Here is a 16347-nt window from a genome sequence, read left to right as displayed (position 1 = left end):
GCTACATCCGGCCCGAGTCGATGTAGTGCATATGGAGGCGTTGCAGCGCGATCCGCAGCACCACCTTGCCCGAGCGGGCCGCCCAGCCCATGCGCTTCTCGGCCGCCTCGATCCCCTCGAGGTAGCAGCATACCCGCAGGGCCACGTCGCCGAGGCCCGGTCCCAGCGCGCGAAGCGCCGCGGCCACCTGCGCGCGGGCGTCCGACGGCCCCTCGCAGGGCCCGCGGGCGCCGAAGTCGCCGCGCGTCCCGGCGGTGAGGAACCGCTCCCAGTTCTGCCCGAGCCGCGGCCCCATCTGCGCGGCCTCGAAGTCGCCGCGCAGCGTCTCGCCGGCGACGAGCAGGTCGCGCGGGAGGAAGGGCCGCCCGTCCCGGTCCTTGCGCCGCGCCAGCGCGCCCAGCGGCGATTCCGCGAGGTTCACCCGCAGCGTCTCGTCGCCCTCGGCGCCGGGGCGGGTGATCTCCGCGTAGTCGCCCTGCTGCGCCAGGAACGGCGAGTGCGCCTCCGCCATGCCCCGCGCCTCCGTGCGCCGGGCGCGGTGCTCGCCCAGCAGGCGGCGCAGCGCGGCGCGGCCCGCGTCGGTGATCCGGTAACGGGTGACCCGACCCGCCTGCGTGCACCGGACCCAGTCCTTGAGCACGAAGGCCTGCGCCACCGGCCGGGGCAGCGTGGCTATGCGCGCGGGATCCCCCGCACCACCCCCCCGCAGCACGGCGGCCTGCGGCATGCCCTGCGCGACGGCGAGGAACGCATCCCCCTCGCAGAGCCGGCGCAGGACGCGGCGCGCCTCGCGGTCCAGCGTCTCGTCGTCGAGCAGTTCGGCACGCGGGGGTAGCATGGACATCGAATGGGACCTCTCGGGTTGCAGGACTTCGGCGGCGCGCGCGAGGCGCTCGAGGGCGTCGTCCACGTTGGGATCGTCCCGCATCGCCTCGACGCGACGGACCTTGCGCATCACGGTCGCCGCCGAACACCCCCCCTCGTCGGCGACGTCGCGCAGCGGGCGACCGCCGCAGGCATGGGCGATGTAGAGGCGCGCGGCTTCGGGAACCCAGCGCGGCAGGACGGGGGATTCGGCGGTCGACGGGCGGGGCATGGAGAACGATTCCAGTTCGCGGAACAGCCCGGCCAAACAATCCCCGATTGGTTACCAGAATGTTAAATCGCCCGCTGCGCGAGCCGTTTGCTAACCGGGGGTTAACGGCGATCGGCCACCGCGCGCGCCTGCCCCGAATCCTGAAACACCAGCCCCGGCGCGCCCAGTCTCTGCGGCATCCACAGCCCCCGGGAGACCGCGATGCCGACCGACGAAGACACCCTTGCCCGCCTCCGCCGCCCTGCCATGATGGTGGCAGCAGCCCGCCACGGCGCGGCGCTCTACCGCCGTCGCCGCGACCTGCGCCGGATGCTGCGCGTCGCGATTCCGCCGACCCCCCGCCTCGCGCTGGAGCGGCTCGTGCCCATCGAGGCGGAGCTGGAGATGCGCCGCCGCACCCGGGCCAAGGGCTACAGCGTCGCGCGCCACGTCGACATCCTCGCGGCGCTCATGGCCGAGGCGGTGGCGCTGCGGACCGCCCGGGGCTGAGGCCACTCACCGCGCGCTACATCACGGCGTCGGGCAGCGATTCCTTGCGGCGCGCGACGAAGGCCAGCAGGCCCTCGCGCGTCGCGGGGTCCATGGGCGGTTCCTCGTAGGCCGCCAGCAGCTTCTCCTTGCGCGCGGTGGCGAGCGCCCGCGTGTCGCGCCCGCCTTCGTCGGCCCAGGTCTCGTAGGGCTTGTAGTCCAGCAGCTCCGAGCGCCAGAACGCCTCCTTGAAGCGTGCTTGGGTATGCGCGGCACCGAGGTAATGCCCGCCCGGTCCCACCTCGCGGATCGCGTCCAGCGCGTCAGGGTCGGCGGCGACGCCCGCGGCCATGCGGTGCAGGATGCCGAGCTGGTCGGCATCCATCACGAACTTGTCGAAGTCGGCGACGAGCCCGCCCTCGAGCCAGCCGCAGGCGTGGAGCATGAAGTTCACGCCCGCGAGCAGTCCTGCGTTCAGCGAGTTCGCCGTCTCGTAGGCCGCCTGTGCGTCGGGAAGCTTGGATCCGCAGAAGCTGCCGGCGGAGCGGTAGGGAAGGTTCATCCGCCGCGCGAGCTGCCCCGCCCCGTAGGTGATCTGCGCCGCCTCGGGCGTGCCGAAGGTGGGCGCGCCGCTTCCCATGTCGATCGAGGTCACGAAGGCGCCGAAGATCACCGGCGCCCCGGCGCGCACGAGCTGGCTGTAGGCCACGCCCGCCAGCACCTCGGCCAGCACCTGCACCAGCGTACCCGAGACGGTCACGGGCGCCATCGCGCCGCCCACGATGAAGGGCGAGACGATGCAGGCCTGGTTGGCGGCGGCATAGACCTCGAGAGCGCCCATCATCACCGAGTCGAAGGTCAGCGGCGAGTTGATGTTGATCAGCGAGATCATCGCCGTGCGGTCGTCCAGCCCGCCGAACAGGATGTCGGCCATGGCGACCGAATCGTCCGCCCGGCTCGGCTCGGTCACCGATCCCATGAACGGCTTGTCGGTCAGCGTCATGTGCGCGAGCAGCATGTCGAGGTGGCGCTTCGAGACGGGAACGTCCGTGGGCTCGCAGACCGTGCCGCCCGAATGGTGGAGCCAGCGGCACATGTGCCCGAGCTTCACGAAGGTCTCGAAGTCGGCCATCGTGGCATAGCGTCGTCCGCCCGCGTCGCGCACGAAAGGCGGGCCGTAGACCGGTGCGAGCACGAGGTTGCGCCCGCCGATCTCGACCGACTTCGCGGGGTTGCGGGCCACTTGCGTGAACGTGGACGGCGCCGTGCCGCAGAGCTTGCGGGCCAGGCCGCGCGGGATGCGGACCCGCTCGCCGCGCACGTCCGCGCCGGCCGCGCGCCAGCGGTCGAGGGCCGCAGGATTGTCCACGAATGCGACGCCGATCTCCGCAAGCACGGTCTCGGCTTCGTACTCGATGGTCTCTAGCGCCTCGTCGTCCAGGATCTCGAAGTCGGGGATGCGGCGGACGATGGTGGGCGCGGTCTCCACGTTCATCGTACCGCGCTCGGCCCGCCGCGCCGCGCCGCCGCCGCCGCGCTTCCTGCGCGCCTGTTCCATGCCGTGCCCTCCGGGGTTCCCTCGCCGTGGCGGATACCCCGCGCGCACCGCGCACGGATGCCCGGTTTGCGGCGCCCCGCGGCCGTTCCCGACATGGGCGCCGCTTGCGACCGCGCCCCCGCGCGGCTACCCCGCCCCCATGGAACACGCCCCCGGCACGCCCGACCCCGCCCAGCACCAGCGCCTGCTGATCGTCGACTTCGGCTCGCAGGTGACGCAGCTGATCGCCCGCCGCCTGCGCGAGCTGCGCGTCTACTGCGAGATCCACCCGTTCCATAAGGTGGATGCCGCCTTCCTGCGCGATTTCGCTCCGGAGGCGGTGATCCTGTCGGGCGGTCCGGCGTCGGTGCCCGACGAGGGCTCGCCCCGCCCGCCCGCCGAGTTGTTCGAGATGGGCGTGCCGGTGCTGGGCATCTGCTACGGGCAGCAGGTGATGCAGGCGATGCTGGGCGGTGAGGTGCGGCGCGGCGAGGGCACAGCCGAGTTCGGCCGCGCCTTCGTGGTCCGCGACCGCGAGACGCCGCTGCTGGAGGGCTGGTCGGAGCGCGAGCAGGTCTGGATGAGCCACGGCGACCACGTCAGCCGCCTCGCTCCGGGCTTCGAGGTAGTCGCCACCTCGCCCGGCGCCCCCCTCGCCGTCACCGCCGACGAGGCGCGCCGCTTCTATGCCGTGCAGTTCCACCCCGAAGTGCACCACACCCCCGGCGGCGCCACCCTTCTGGGCAACTTCGTGCGCCTCGCCGGCTTCCGCGGCGACTGGACCATGGGGGCCTACCGCGAGCAGGCGATCGAGGCGATCCGCGCGCAGGTGGGCGATGCCAAGGTGATCTGCGGCCTCTCGGGCGGCGTCGACAGCTCGGTCGCCGCGGTGCTGATCCACGAGGCCATCGGCGACCAGCTGACCTGCGTTTTCGTGGACCACGGCCTCCTGCGCGAGGGCGAGGCCGAGGAGGTCGTGGAGATGTTCCGCGACCACTACAACATGCCTTTGATCCACGCCGACGAGCAGGCGCTGTTCCTCGATGCCCTCGACGGCGTCTCGGACCCCGAGACCAAGCGCAAGACCATCGGGCGGCTCTTCATCGACGTGTTCCAGAAGCACGCGGGCGCGGTGGGCGGCGCCGAGTTCCTGGCGCAGGGCACGCTCTATCCGGACGTGATCGAGAGCGTCAGCTTCTCGGGCGGGCCCTCGGTGACGATCAAGTCGCACCACAACGTAGGTGGCCTGCCGGAAAAGATGGGACTGAAGCTGGTCGAGCCGCTGCGAGAGTTGTTCAAGGACGAGGTCCGCGCCCTGGGCCGCGAACTCGGCCTGCCCGCCAGCTTCATCGGCCGCCACCCCTTCCCCGGCCCCGGCCTCGCGATCCGCTGCCCCGGCGAGATCACCCGCGAGAAGCTGGCGATCCTGCGCCGGGCCGATGCGGTCTACATCGATCAGATCCGCCGCCACGGCCTCTACGACGAGATCTGGCAGGCCTTCGTTGCCATCCTACCAGTCCGCACCGTGGGCGTGATGGGCGACGGGCGTACCTACGACTTCGCCTGCGCCCTGCGCGCGGTCACATCGGTCGACGGCATGACCGCCGACTACTACCCCTTCACCCACGAGTTCCTCGGCGAGACGGCGACGCGGATCATCAACGAGGTGCCGGGGATCAACCGGGTGACCTACGACATCACGTCGAAGCCCCCGGGCACGATCGAATGGGAGTGACTTTGCGAAGGCAAAGTCACTCGGTGGCAGGGTGATGGTCGCGCAGCGACCGTCACGGCCACACCGCGCAGACGAGGGCGGTGGTTCATTCCCGCGCCACGCTTGGCGTTAAGGAGCACGCCCCGGCCCTGAGCCGGGACCTCCGGGTTCCGTCGACGCTCCGCTGCGGCATAGGGCACCAACCGACCCCCGAGGTTCCGGCGCATGGCCGGGGCGCGGTACCGCCGCCCTACAAGACAACCCGCGCGGGCCGCTCCGCAGCCACCGGCATCGCACGCCCGATCAGCCACGCCTCCGGCAGCACCACCGTCCCGTAGCCCAACCCCCGCGCCTCGCGGTCCAGCCGCGCCGCGCGGAATGCCTCGCGTGCCTCGCCGCCCAGCGCGGCGGCCTGCGCCAGCACCGCCGTCTCCTCCGCGAAGGCCCGCGCCTGCGCCTCGTCCAGCGCGCCGGGGGCGAGCCAGCCTTTCCACCGCGCCAGGGCCGGGTCGCCCTCCAACGCGCCGTCGAGCCACGCCACCAGCGCCTCCACCGCCGCGCGTTCCCTTGCGAGCACGCGCAAGAGGTCCAGCGCGATCACGTTGCCCGAGCCCTCCCAGATGGCGTTCAGCGGCGACTGGCGGAACAGGCGCGCCATCGGCCAGTCCTCGACGAAGCCGTTGCCGCCGTGCGCCTCCATCGCCTCCTGCACCACGCCGGCCTGCCGCTTGCAGACCCAGTACTTCGCAGCCGGCACCAGCGCGCGGGCGAGCGGGCTGACCGCGTCCACCTCGGCGGCGCAGCGCATCATGAGGGCCACCGCGGCCTCCACCTCGAGGCAAAGGTCGGCCAGCAGCGCGCGCATGGCCGGCTGGTCCACGAGCCGCCGCTGGAACGCCGTGCGGTGCGCCGCGTGGTGCAGCGCGCGCGTGACGGCCATGCGCATCCCCGCCGCCGATCCGGCCACGCAGTCGAGCCGTGTCGCCATCACCATCGGCATGATCGCGGCGACCCCCCGCCCCTCCTCGCCCACCAGCTCGGCCCGTGCGCCGTCGTACTCGATCTCGGCGGAGGCGTTCGAGCGGTCGCCCAACTTCGGCTTCAGCCGCTGGAGGCGGATGGCGTTCGCACCCTCGTCGGTCCAACGGGGCACCAGGAAGCATGACAGGCCCGCCTCGGTCTGCGCCAACGTCAGGAACGCGTCCGACATGGGCGCGGAGCAGAACCACTTGTGCCCATGAAGGCGCCACGTCGCCCCATCGGCCTCGGCGCGGGTGACGTTGGCCCGCACGTCCGAGCCCCCCTGCCGCTCGGTCATGGCCATGCCGATCGTCGCGGCCCGCTTGCCGTCCGCGGGGACCGCGCGGGGGTCGTAGGCGGGCTCGCAGGCGAGCGGCGCCCATGTCGCGGCGATCTGTGGTGCGGCGGGCAGCGCGGCCTGCGCGGCGTGGGTCATGGACATCGGGCACACCACGCCCGCGTCGGCCTGCGTCATCAGGTAGAGCAGCGCGGCGTGGGTGGCGTGGGTGCCGCCCTCCTCCCACGCGGCCGAGGCCACGCCGCCCTCCAGCCCCAGCGCCATGAGGTCGTGGTAGGCGGGGTGGAACTCGACCGCGTCGATGCGGCGGCCGAAGCGGTCGTGGGTGCGCAAGGTCGGTGGGTTCTCGTTGGCGAGGCGCGACCACTCTCGTGCCTCGCCCCGCCCCGCCCGGAGGCCGAAGGCGCGCAAGCGGTCTGCGTCGGCGCCTGCGGCGGCGATTCCGTCGCGGAGGGCGGCGTCGCCTGCCGCGAGGTCCACGTCGCCGAGGCGCGGGGGCTGGTTGAGGACTTCCATCACCGCCCCCGGAACAGGCCGCCCAGCACGCCGCGCACCAGCGCCCTTCCTGCGCGGCTGCCGACGGAGCGGGCCATGGACTTCGCGAAGGCCTCGCCGACCGAGTCGCCCCGGCGCCCCCGCGACGACGAGCGGCCCACCCGTTCGCCCGACCAGCGGCGCCCGGCACTGTGCTCACGCTTCGCCGCATCGGCCTCCCGCTCCTCCGCCGCCTCGGCCTGCTCCGCGGCCTCGGCCGCGGCCTCGGCACGGCGTGCGAGCACCTCGAACGCGCTGTCCCGGTCGCGCGGGGTCTCGTACTTGCCTGCCATCGGCGAGGCCGCGATCACGGCAGCCCGCTCGGCGTCCGTGATCGGGCCGAGCTGCGAAGCCGGGGGGCGGATCAGCGTGCGCTCGGCCACGCCGGGCACGCCCTTCCGCTCCAGGAGCGAGGTGACGGCCTCGCCCACGCCCACCTCGCGGATCGCGTCCTCGACGTCGAAGCGGGGGTTCTCGCGGTAGTTGCCCGCCGCCTGCCGCAGCGCGCGCTTGTCCTTGGCGGTGAAGGCGCGCAGGGCGTGCTGGATGCGGTTGCCAAGTTGGCCGAGCACGTCCTCGGGCACGTCCTCTGGGTTCTGGGTCACGAAGTAGACGCCCACGCCCTTGGAGCGGATCAGCCGCGCCACCTGCTCCACCTTATCGACCAGCGCCTTTGGGGCATCGTCGAACAGCAGGTGCGCCTCGTCGAAGAAGAACACCAGCCGGGGGCGGTCCGGATCGCCCACTTCGGGCAGCTCCTCGAACAGCTCCGACAGGAGCCAGAGCAGGAACGTGGCGTAGAGGCGCGGGCTGCCCATCAGCCGACCTGCGTCGAGGATGCCGATGCGGCCCCGCCCGTCGGGGTCGGTGCGCAGCATGTCCGCCAGTTCCAGCGCCGGCTCGCCGAACAGCCGCTCGCCGCCCTGCGTCTCGAGAACGAGGAGCGCGCGCTGGATCGCACCGACGCTGGCAGTCGAGACGTTGCCGTAGCGCGCCGAAAGGTCCTTCCGGCGCTCGTTCACTGCCACCAGCAGCGCCTGGAGGTCTTTCAGGTCCAGGAGCGCCAGCCCCTCCTCGTCGGCAAGGCGGAAGGCGATGTTGAGCACCCCCTCCTGCACGTCCGTCAGCTCAAGCAGGCGGGCGAGCAGGAGCGGCCCCATCTCGGAGACGGTGGTGCGGACGGGATGGCCCCGCTCGCCCCAGAGGTCCCAGAAGGTGACAGGCGCGGCACAGTAGGCGAGGTCGAGCCCGATGGTCGCCGCGCGCTCCGCGAAGGCGCCGTGGAGGGGGTGGGACGCGCTGCCCGGCACCGCCAACCCCGCGAGGTCGCCCTTCACGTCCGACAGGAAGACCGGCACGCCCGCCTCCGAGAAGCCCTGGGCGAGGACCTGAAGGGTCACCGTCTTGCCCGTGCCGGTCGCCCCGGCGACGAGGCCGTGGCGGTTGGCATAGCGCAGGAGCAGGTGCTGCGGCTCGGCGTGGTCCGCTCCGCCCCCGCCCACGAAGATCGCCCCGTCATCCATCGCCCGCCTCGTTCGCCGTTCGTTAACCTCCTCGTGGCATAGCAGGTGCCGGGTCCGGCGCACAGTTCGGGCGAACCGGTCCCATCCTCCCTGTCGACTGGCCGCGCGGGCTTCCCGCGCGGCTCTTTTCGCGCCGACCCGACGTGCCCTGCACCTGTCCCTCGCACGCGAAAAGTGAATTGACGTGCCGCCCCGCGTTGATAAAGTCGCGCCACAACAAGTCGGCCAGTCCGACGGGGAGAATACGAACACGAAAAAGGGCCCCGTCTGCGGGCCCTTTTTCCTGTCCGATCCCCCCCTGCCGTCCGTTCCCCCGCCATGCTATCGGACCGCCGATCCGCTCTCATGCAGCCATCTGGAGACATCGAATGACTGCCCTCACCCGCGTTCTCGCCGCATGCGCGCTCGGGCTGCTGCCCCTGCAGGCCACCGCGCAGGACACCAATGCCGACGAGACCCCGCCCGCGGCCGAGCAGCCCGCGCCCGTGGCCGAGCCCGGCACCACCGCCGAGACCGACGACACCCCCGCGCCCGCCGGGGACGATACGATGACGCCGGCCCCCGGCGGCGCGCTCGCCACGGGCGAGACGCTGGGTGCCGCGCCCGAGGCCGCGGGCGCGTCCGAGGAGCCGCCGATCTACGTGCGCGAGACGCATGGCGACTTCGAGGTCCGCTGCCTGCGCGCCGCCGATGGCCAGGAAGACCCGTGCCAACTGTTCCAACGGCTCGAGGACCAGCAGGGCAATCCGACCGCGGACGTGAACTTCTTCGACCTGCCGGACGGCGCCGAGCTGGCTGGCGGTGCCACGATCATCACGCCGCTGTCGACGCTGCTGACCGCCCAGGTGACCCTGTCGATCGACGGCGGGCAGGCGCGGCGCTACCCGTTCGCGTTCTGCGACGGTGGCGGCTGCTATGCCCGCCTCGGCTTCACCGCCGACGACATCGCGCGCTTCCGCCGCGGGGCCATGGCGCGGATCGTGGTGGTGCCCGCGCTCGCGCCCGACCAGCCGGCGGAGCTCGACCTGTCGCTGCGCGGGTTCACCGCGGGGTACTCAGCCGTCGAAGTGGACGGCTGACGCCGCCACCTCTCTGCGATGCGAACGCCCGCCCCTTCGGCGGGCGTTCCGCATTCAGGGGGCCCGGCGCAGGGCGAGAACGCTGTTGGCGCCGCCGAAGGCGAAGGCGTTGCTGAGGCAGGCCGCGACGTCCGCCTCGCGCGCTTCGTTCGGCACCACGTCCGCGAGGCAGTCCGGGTCCGCCACCTGCCAGTTCGCGGTGGGCGCGATCACGCCCTCGCGCAGGGCCATAAGGCAGGCGAGCAACTCGATCGCCCCGGTGGCGCCGATGCAGTGGCCGTGCATGGCCTTGGTGGACGACACGGGGGGCGGCGCAGCGCCGAACACGGCGCGGATCGCGGCGCTCTCGGTGCGGTCGTTTGCCGCCGTGCCGGTGCCGTGGGCGTTCACGTAGCCGACCCCCTCGGGCGCCAGCTCCGCGTCGCGCAGGGCCGCCCGCATGGCCCGTTCGGCGCCCGCCTGCGAGGGCTGCACGATGTCGTGGGCGTCCGAGTTCATGGACGCGCCTGCCAGCTCGGCCAGCACCTCCGCGCCCCGCGCCCGCGCCGCGTCCATCCGCTCCAGCACGAACACCGCCGCCCCCTCGCCCTGCACCATGCCCGAGCGGTTGGCCGAGAACGGGCGGCAGGTGTCGGCGCTCATCACGCGCAGGCCTTCCCACGCCTTCACGCCGCCGAAGCACAGCATCGCCTCGGCGCCGCCTGCCAGCACCACGTCCGCCTGCCCCGTCCGTATCAGCCACATGCCCTGCGCCAGCGCGTGGTTCGAGGAGGCGCAGGCGGTGGCTACGGTGAGGGACGGCCCCAGCAGGCCCCAACGCATCGACAGATGCGCGGCGGCGGCGCTGTTCATCAGCCGCGGCACGGTGAAGGGATGCACTCGGTCTCGCCGGGCCTCGTAGACCGCGCGGTAGGCATCGTCGGAGGTGGTCAGCCCCCCGCCGGAGTTGCCGAGCACCACCGCGCCCCGCTCGCCCAGCGCGCTGGCGTCGAGACCCGACTGGGCCACCGCCTCGGCGGCCGCGACGAGGGCGAACTGCGCGTAGCGGTCGAGGAGGCTCAGCGTACTCCGATCGAGATGGGCGGCGGGATCGAAGCCGCGCACCTGCGCGCCGACCGGCGCGGCGAGGCGCTCGGCGTCGCGGATCTCCAGCGGGCCGATGGCGGAGCGGCCCTCGCGCATGGCCCAAAGCGTCGCAGGCACGTCCGCTCCCAGCGCGTTCACCGTCCCCGCGCCGGTGATCGCGACCCGCGGCCACGCGGTCATGCGGATTGCTGCGCCCGGAGCTGCCGCACGGCCTCGACGATCCGGCCGACCGACGAGACGTCGAACTCGGACTTGCCCGGCTCGTTCGCGTTGAAGGGCACCGAGATGTCGAACGCCTCCTCGATCGCGAAGATCGCCTCGACCACGCCCATGGAGTCGATGCCGAGGTCGGCCAGCGATTGCGCGTCGGTCACCTCCTCGGGCGGGATCATGGCCAGCTCGGCCAGGATCGCGTGGACGCGGGCGCGGGTGTCATCCATCGGAGCGCCCCAGCTTCGCCACCGCCTCGCGCAACTGGCTGAGTTGCTCGGCCATGCGCGGCAGGCGGCGCACGGCGCGGTCCGCGGCCATGCGCTTGTCCATGTCGATGGCGGGGCTCCCGAGGATCACCTTGCCCGCGGGCACCCGCGTGAAGATGTTGGAGCCGCCGCCCGCGACCACGTCGTCGCCGATCTCGATGTTGTCGTTCACACCCACCTTGCCGGCCAGCACCACGCGGTCGCCGATGCGGGTGGAGCCGGCCACGCCGACATGGGCGCACAGCAGGCAGTCCTCGCCCACCTGTACGTTGTGGCCGAGCATCACGAGGTTGTCGATCTTGGTGCCCCGCCCGATGCGCGTGTCGGCCACGGTGCCCCGGTCTATGGTGCAGTTCGCACCCAGCTCCACGTCGTCGCCGATCTCCACGGCGCCGAGCGAGTGGATGCGGGTCCAGTGCTGCTCGCCCACGGCGCCGCGGTCGCCGAGCGTGCGGCGGGCACGCTCCACGCCGGACTCCTCGGGGGTGACGAAGCTGAAGCCGTCGCCGCCCACGCGCGCGCCTGCCTGCGCGATGAAGCGGTCGCCGATGCGGCAGCGGGCGCCGATCGAGACGTGGGGGTGCAGGAACGCGTCGTCGCCGATCCGCGCGTCCGCCTCCACGACCGCGAGCGGCCCGATCCGCGCGTTCCGCCCGATCCGCGCGCGCGGCCCGATCACGGCGCCCGCCCCGACCACGGCTCCCTCGCCCAGCGAGGCCGAGGGGTCGACCGTGGCGGCGGGGTGCACACCCGCGCCCCAGTCCGGCCCGGCGTCGAGCGCCCGCGTGATCCCCGCCATGGCGAGACGCGCGCGGGGCACCGTGACGGCACCCTCCAACCCGAACGATTCCCAGTCGGCCCCCTCCCAGAGGATCGCGGCGCGGGCGCGGCCATCGCGGAGCGCGTCGCCGTAGGCGGGCGACATGGCCAGCGCGAGGTCGTCCGGTCCGGCACGTCCCGGCTCGGCGGCGCGTGCGAAGCGCACCGAGCCGTCGCCCAGCACGGGGCGGCCCAGCAGCGCGGCGATCTCGCTCAGTGTCGGCATGGCGCCCCCCGGTGTCGCGGAGGCGTCTCTAGCTTCCCAGCCCGTCGGGGGCCACCCCGGCCGCGCGCAGGGCGTCCAGCACTGCCGCGTCGCGCCCATAGGGATCGGAGCGGTAGCGCATGGCGCCGTCCTCGCCGGCCCATGCGGTCCAGTACACCAGATGCACCCCGATCGGCGCCTCGAGGTTCACCCGCCGCTCGCGGCCCGTGGCGAGGATGCGCTCGAACGCGCCCTGCGGGTCGACCTCCTGGGGGGCGAGCAGGTGGTGGGCCAGCTCGAACGGCTTGCCCACGCGCACGCAGCCGTGGCTGAAGGTGCGCAGCTCGCGCCCGAACAGTGACTTGGCGGGGGTGTCGTGAAGGTAGATGTTCCACTTGTTCGGGAACATGAACTTGACCTTGCCGAGCGCGTTGCTCGGCCCCGGAGGCTGGCGCAGCGAGAACGGGAAGGTGCGCGCCGTGTACTGGCCGAAGTCCACGCGCCGGGGATCGACCGTGCGGCCCTGGTAGGTGACCTCCAGATGCCGCGCCCCGCCTCGCTTGAGCTGGGGCAGGTACTCGTTCGTCGCGATCGAGCGGGGCACGTACCACGACGGGTTCACCACCATGTGCGTCATGGTGTGGCTGAACTCCGGGGTCTGGCGGTCGGATTCGGGTGCGCCAACGACCACCACGGTGTCGAAGGTCACGGCACCGTCGTCGACCACGTAGGCGTGCTGCTCGGCCAGGTTCACGAGCACGTGCCGCGACTCCAGCGGCTTATTCATCCAGCGCTGCCGCTCGAGGTTCACGAGAACCTGCGCAAGGCGCGCGTTGGCGGTGCGGTTCACGACGGCCAGCGTGGCGGGCCCTGCGGCGCCGTCGATGGCGAGGCCGTGGTCGCTCTGGAAACGCCGCACGGCGGCTTCCATCACTCCGTCGAAGGTCGGGGAAAGGCCGCGCTCGAGGTATCCCATTCCCTCGAGGCGACCGCGCAGGGCGATCACGGCGGCACCGCCGTCGCCCCGGCGCAGGATGCCCACGGGCACCTGCGCGCCCCAGCCGCCCGCGGCGGCGGCCTGCTCGAGTCGCCGCTTCTCGCGCAGGAGGCGCGCATAACGGGGCGAAGTCGGCGCGAGGCCGCGCAGGAACGCGAGGGGGTCGGCGACGAACGCCTCGAGGTCCGCGCGCGCGTCGCGGCGGGGACGCTCCAGATGGATAAAGGGACTGGCGGCGCCCGGCTTCACGACGCCGCCGCCGAGGTCGCTCGCGAAGCGCAGGAGGCGCCGCGTCATGTCGACTTCCAGCGCGCCGAGCGACTCCGCATCGTGGGCGGCGTCGAAGGCGGCCCGGATCTCCACCGGATCGTAGCGCGCCGCCGGCAGCCCGTGCGCGCCGGCCTCGGCGATCGCCGCCAGAAACGCCATGCGCCGCGGTCCGGCCTCGTCGCCCAGCCAGATCGGCGCGAAGGCCCGCTCGCGGTAGAACGCGGCGACGCCTTCCTCGCCGGCCCCTGCCGCGGCCTCGGCCACCGCCATGCGGGTCGGCGACAGGAGCGGCGCCGCCACCGACGTCGCACCCGCAGGAACGGCCACCGCGAGGGCGAGGGCGACGAGCGAGGCTCGGACGTGAAGGGTCATCGGCGAGGTCTCCGAGAGGGGCGGGCGGCGCCCGTGTCCTGCTTATCGGTGAATAGGTTGGTGTCCATTCACGTTCCGTCAAAACCTCCGCGTTATGCAGCCCCGCAACAGGGCACGCCGCCCGGCATGCAGGCCGGGCGCGATCGGTTCCACCGCCCTCACGATTACGGCGGTAATCCGCCTAAAATATCGCAACCGTTTCGAGGTATGGGCGCATGGCCACATTCATGACACATCCGAGGCGCTACCTGGGGATCGGACACCTGAGGCCGCGGAGACGGCCCAAGTTCTATGGGGCAGACGTGAAACATACAGACAAGAACGATGCCGCGGGATGCATGTCCCGCAGGGGTCTCCTGACCGCCTTCGCCGCAGTCGCGGTCTCGGCGGCTCCGACATACTCCAAGGCCGCCGGCTTCCTTCGCGGGGCCGGTGACATTCGCCGGCTCAAGATGACGAACGCGCGGACCGGCGAGTCCCTCGACACGATCTACTGGATCGAGGGCACCTACCTGCGCGACGCGCTGGCCGAGGTGAACTTCTTCTTCCGCGACTGGCGGCGGAACGAGGTGATCGGCATCGACAACCGCACCCTCGACATTATCGCCGCCACGCATAAACTGCTCGACGCGAACGAGCCGTTCATGCTGCTGTCGGGATACCGCTCGCCGGCCACGAACCGGATGCTGCGGGCGCGCTCGGGGGGCGTGGCGAAGAACTCGCTCCACCTCAGCGGCAAGGCCGCCGACCTTCGCATCGACTCGCGTTCGGTCGGACAGGTCGCCCGGGCCGCCGCGTCCTGCGGCGCGGGCGGGGTCGGCAAGTACTCCGGCTCGAACTTCACCCACGTCGATTGCGGCAAGGTCCGCAACTGGGGCCGCTAGGCCCCGATCCGAAAAGGATCGCTGCGCCCCGCGTGGGCGCAGGCACGAGCAAGGGCGCGATGCCCGAGCCTTCCAAGCGTCCGTCCGGGTAGCATCGGGGCGCGGCAGGGGTTCAGGTTTCGCGCTCGGTTCGGAAGCGGTCCCGTGAACCGATGATCGGTTGGCTGATCGACCGGGTCCGGAACGCGCGTCGCTGACCGGCACGTCCGCATGAGATGTGCCAGCTACTCATGCCGAAGTTCAAACCGAATCGCGCCGCGGTTCGCAGCCGCTGTGCCTTGTGCCGAACCGGAAGATTTGCGCGTTTCGCCACCGTCGCTGTCGCTTCCGCCGCTGCTGCCCGCACGTGCCGGAACCGCGCGCCTACCCCTTCCGCGGAAACACGAAGCACCGGTCGCGCCGGATCGACAGCCACATCGGCGTGTCGGGCTTGGGCAGGAACACTGCCGGCACGGTTGCGGTCACGCTCTCGCCGCCGTGGTCGGTGCGGAACTCCACCAAGCTCTCCTTGCCCATGAAGCGCGCCCGCACGACGCGGGCGCGAGCCGGGGTGCCCTCGGTAGCGGTGGGCGCGGGGCCCCGCCCCTCGCGGTCGAAGTCGAGCCGCACGTGCTGGGGCCGGAACACGATGTCCACCTCGGTGCCGTCCGCGTAGCCGGGGGCGAGGAACTGGCCGAACGGCGTGTCGCACAGCGCGCCGCGCACCGTGCCGCCGAGGCAGTTCACGTCCGAGAAGAACGCCGCCGCCTCGCGGTCCGCGGGCTGGTTGTAGATGTTGTAGGGCGCTGCCCGCTGCACCACCCGCCCGTCCCGCATCAGCGCGATCTCGTCGGCCATGCGCATGGCCTCGTCGGGCTCGTGGGTGACGAGCAGAACCGCCGTGCCCTCCTCCTTCAGCAGTCCGAGGGTGGCGTCGCGGATGCCGTCGCGCAGGCGGTTGTCGAGGCCCGAGAACGGCTCGTCCATCAGCAGGATCGGCGGGCGCGGCGCGAGCGCCCGGATGAGCGCAACGCGCTGCTGCTCGCCGCCCGAGAGCTGGTGGGGATGCTTGCGCCCGTAGCCGCCGAGGCCCACGCGCTCCAGCAACTCCTCGACCCGGCGCGGGTCGCCGCGCAGGCCGAAGGCCACGTTGTCGGCGACGCTGAGATGCGGGAACAGCGCGAAGTCCTGGAACATCAGCCCCACGCCGCGTGTCTCGGGCGGATCGTGGCGGTGCGGGCCGGACACCTCGCGACCCATGAGGTGGACCGTTCCGGCATCCTGCCGGTCCACCCCGGCGATGATGCGCAGGGTGGTGGACTTGCCGCAGCCCGAGGGCCCGAGCAGGCAGGTCACCTGTCCCGCGCCCACCTCGAGGTCGATGCCGTCCACCACCCAGCGCCCGCCCAGGCGCCGGCGCAGTCCCTCGACCCGAAGGGGTGGCGCGTCCATCATCGCAATCCCGAGCAAAACCGTCGGGCGGTGCTAGCGCCCCCGCCCGGCGGCTTCAACCGCCCGGGGGCGCGCGATCAAAGCATGTCGCCGTGGCGCTTCTCGCCGCGCGCGTACAGCCAGATCAGGCCCGACAGGGCGACCACCAGCAGCGTCACCCCCACCGACAGCATGCCGCCCGAGATCGACCAGAGCGGCGGCGCGGCGAAGACGTGGGACCAGAGGGCCAGGACCACGATGCCGACCCAGCTCAGCCCGAGCATCCAAACCGCGGCGCGCACGTGCGCCACGAGGCACAGCGCCCCGACGAGCGCGAGCGTCGCGTGGGCGCCCCAGACGCCGTGGACCCAGCCGGGCAGCGTCGCGAGCCATTCCAGCTGCTGGGGCGGGTACATGTCGAGCCAGCCGGCCTGCAGCCCGTAGGAGACCATCGTGTACTCGGCCAGCGACAGGATGCCCCAGATCGTGGCGATCGCGCCCATCAGGTAGAAATGCCATCGGCGCATCGCGCCCTCCCCTCGTGGTTTCCGGAGTC

General features: G+C 72.4%; 14 protein-coding genes. 4 read left to right on the top strand and 10 right to left on the bottom strand.

Annotated features, from left to right (window positions below):
• Window position 1 precedes the first annotated feature (1 nt).
• Window positions 2–1096, bottom strand: a complete 1095-nt coding sequence (locus K3554_RS09685; RefSeq protein WP_259939663.1) for a DUF6456 domain-containing protein — start codon at window positions 1094–1096, stop codon at window positions 2–4.
• A 201-nt stretch (window positions 1097–1297) separates the two neighbouring features.
• Between K3554_RS09685 and K3554_RS09680 the strand changes: the two genes are divergently transcribed.
• Entirely contained in the window at window positions 1298–1585 is a 288-nt protein-coding gene (locus K3554_RS09680) for a DUF6477 family protein (RefSeq protein WP_259939660.1), read from the top strand.
• Between the two features lie 16 nt (window positions 1586–1601).
• Here the strand turns inward: K3554_RS09680 and K3554_RS09675 are convergent, their stop codons facing one another.
• Entirely contained in the window at window positions 1602–3122 is a 1521-nt protein-coding gene (locus K3554_RS09675) for a trimethylamine methyltransferase family protein (RefSeq protein WP_259939657.1), read from the bottom strand.
• 139 nt (window positions 3123–3261) lie between these two features.
• Here K3554_RS09675 and guaA point away from each other — a divergent pair, with 139 nt between their 5' ends.
• Window positions 3262–4836 carry a glutamine-hydrolyzing GMP synthase gene (gene guaA, locus K3554_RS09670; protein WP_259939654.1) on the top strand — a complete coding sequence of 525 codons (1575 nt, stop codon included), beginning with the start codon at window positions 3262–3264 and terminating at the stop codon, window positions 4834–4836.
• A 229-nt stretch (window positions 4837–5065) separates the two neighbouring features.
• Here guaA and K3554_RS09665 read toward each other — a convergent pair whose 3' ends face one another.
• A complete protein-coding gene (locus K3554_RS09665) occupies window positions 5066–6649 on the bottom strand; it encodes an acyl-CoA dehydrogenase family protein (RefSeq protein ID WP_259939651.1) in 1584 nt (527 codons plus the stop codon).
• Window positions 6649–8190, bottom strand: a complete 1542-nt coding sequence (locus tag K3554_RS09660; protein WP_259939648.1) for a DUF853 domain-containing protein — start codon at window positions 8188–8190, stop codon at window positions 6649–6651. The genes K3554_RS09665 and K3554_RS09660 overlap by 1 nt, the downstream gene beginning before the upstream one ends.
• Before the next feature lie 368 nt (window positions 8191–8558).
• Here K3554_RS09660 and K3554_RS09655 point away from each other — a divergent pair, with 368 nt between their 5' ends.
• The gene (locus tag K3554_RS09655) at window positions 8559–9269 is read left to right on the top strand and encodes an invasion associated locus B family protein (protein WP_259939645.1); all 711 of its coding nucleotides are present in this window, start codon (window positions 8559–8561) and stop codon (window positions 9267–9269) included.
• Between the two features lie 54 nt (window positions 9270–9323).
• Here K3554_RS09655 and K3554_RS09650 read toward each other — a convergent pair whose 3' ends face one another.
• From K3554_RS09650 to K3554_RS09635, 4 genes are read right to left on the bottom strand one after another with little or no spacing between them, the layout of a single operon-like run.
• Window positions 9324–10535, bottom strand: a complete 1212-nt coding sequence (locus K3554_RS09650; RefSeq protein WP_259939644.1) for a beta-ketoacyl synthase — start codon at window positions 10533–10535, stop codon at window positions 9324–9326.
• Window positions 10532–10795, bottom strand: coding sequence for an acyl carrier protein (locus K3554_RS09645; protein ID WP_259939640.1), 264 nt, complete (start codon window positions 10793–10795; stop codon window positions 10532–10534). Before K3554_RS09645 ends, K3554_RS09650 begins: the two co-directional genes overlap by 4 nt.
• Complete coding sequence (lpxD, locus tag K3554_RS09640) at window positions 10788–11879, bottom strand: UDP-3-O-(3-hydroxymyristoyl)glucosamine N-acyltransferase (RefSeq protein WP_259939638.1); 1092 nt, start codon at window positions 11877–11879, stop codon at window positions 10788–10790. The genes K3554_RS09645 and lpxD overlap by 8 nt, the downstream gene beginning before the upstream one ends.
• 28 nt (window positions 11880–11907) lie before the next feature.
• Window positions 11908–13497: a murein L,D-transpeptidase gene (locus K3554_RS09635; RefSeq protein WP_259939637.1), complete on the bottom strand. Its 1590-nt coding sequence runs from the start codon at window positions 13495–13497 to the stop codon at window positions 11908–11910.
• Window positions 13498–13835: 338 nt separating this feature from the next.
• Here K3554_RS09635 and K3554_RS09630 point away from each other — a divergent pair, with 338 nt between their 5' ends.
• The gene (locus tag K3554_RS09630) at window positions 13836–14381 is read left to right on the top strand and encodes a DUF882 domain-containing protein (protein ID WP_259939636.1); all 546 of its coding nucleotides are present in this window, start codon (window positions 13836–13838) and stop codon (window positions 14379–14381) included.
• Between the two features lie 363 nt (window positions 14382–14744).
• Here the strand turns inward: K3554_RS09630 and K3554_RS09625 are convergent, their stop codons facing one another.
• Together K3554_RS09625 and K3554_RS09620 are read right to left on the bottom strand one after the other, a co-directional pair.
• Complete coding sequence (locus tag K3554_RS09625; protein WP_259939635.1) at window positions 14745–15812, bottom strand: ABC transporter ATP-binding protein; 1068 nt, start codon at window positions 15810–15812, stop codon at window positions 14745–14747.
• 77 nt (window positions 15813–15889) lie between these two features.
• The gene (locus tag K3554_RS09620) at window positions 15890–16318 is read right to left on the bottom strand and encodes a hypothetical protein (protein ID WP_259939632.1); all 429 of its coding nucleotides are present in this window, start codon (window positions 16316–16318) and stop codon (window positions 15890–15892) included.
• Window positions 16319–16347: the final 29 nt, after the last annotated feature.

Source organism: Jannaschia sp. W003, from assembly GCF_025144335.1.
Lineage (GTDB): Bacteria > Pseudomonadota > Alphaproteobacteria > Rhodobacterales > Rhodobacteraceae > Jannaschia.
Note: the sequence above shows the minus strand (reverse complement) of the source record. Positions and strands in the feature narration are given on the sequence as shown.

Excerpts from the sequence above, each read along its gene's own strand:
- K3554_RS09685 (WP_259939663.1), bottom strand. The coding sequence starts at position 1,096 with ATGCCCCGCCCGTCGACCGCCGAATCCCCCGTCCTGCCGCGCTGGGTT.
- K3554_RS09680 (WP_259939660.1), top strand. The coding sequence starts at position 1,298 with ATGCCGACCGACGAAGACACCCTTGCCCGCCTCCGCCGCCCTGCCATG.
- K3554_RS09675 (WP_259939657.1), bottom strand. The coding sequence starts at position 3,122 with ATGGAACAGGCGCGCAGGAAGCGCGGCGGCGGCGGCGCGGCGCGGCGG.
- guaA (WP_259939654.1), top strand. The coding sequence starts at position 3,262 with ATGGAACACGCCCCCGGCACGCCCGACCCCGCCCAGCACCAGCGCCTG.
- K3554_RS09665 (WP_259939651.1), bottom strand. The coding sequence starts at position 6,649 with ATGGAAGTCCTCAACCAGCCCCCGCGCCTCGGCGACGTGGACCTCGCG.
- K3554_RS09660 (WP_259939648.1), bottom strand. The coding sequence starts at position 8,190 with ATGGATGACGGGGCGATCTTCGTGGGCGGGGGCGGAGCGGACCACGCC.
- K3554_RS09655 (WP_259939645.1), top strand. The coding sequence starts at position 8,559 with ATGACTGCCCTCACCCGCGTTCTCGCCGCATGCGCGCTCGGGCTGCTG.
- K3554_RS09650 (WP_259939644.1), bottom strand. The coding sequence starts at position 10,535 with ATGACCGCGTGGCCGCGGGTCGCGATCACCGGCGCGGGGACGGTGAAC.
- K3554_RS09645 (WP_259939640.1), bottom strand. The coding sequence starts at position 10,795 with ATGGATGACACCCGCGCCCGCGTCCACGCGATCCTGGCCGAGCTGGCC.
- lpxD (WP_259939638.1), bottom strand. The coding sequence starts at position 11,879 with ATGCCGACACTGAGCGAGATCGCCGCGCTGCTGGGCCGCCCCGTGCTG.
- K3554_RS09635 (WP_259939637.1), bottom strand. The coding sequence starts at position 13,497 with ATGACCCTTCACGTCCGAGCCTCGCTCGTCGCCCTCGCCCTCGCGGTG.
- K3554_RS09630 (WP_259939636.1), top strand. The coding sequence starts at position 13,836 with ATGTCCCGCAGGGGTCTCCTGACCGCCTTCGCCGCAGTCGCGGTCTCG.
- K3554_RS09625 (WP_259939635.1), bottom strand. The coding sequence starts at position 15,812 with ATGGACGCGCCACCCCTTCGGGTCGAGGGACTGCGCCGGCGCCTGGGC.
- K3554_RS09620 (WP_259939632.1), bottom strand. The coding sequence starts at position 16,318 with ATGCGCCGATGGCATTTCTACCTGATGGGCGCGATCGCCACGATCTGG.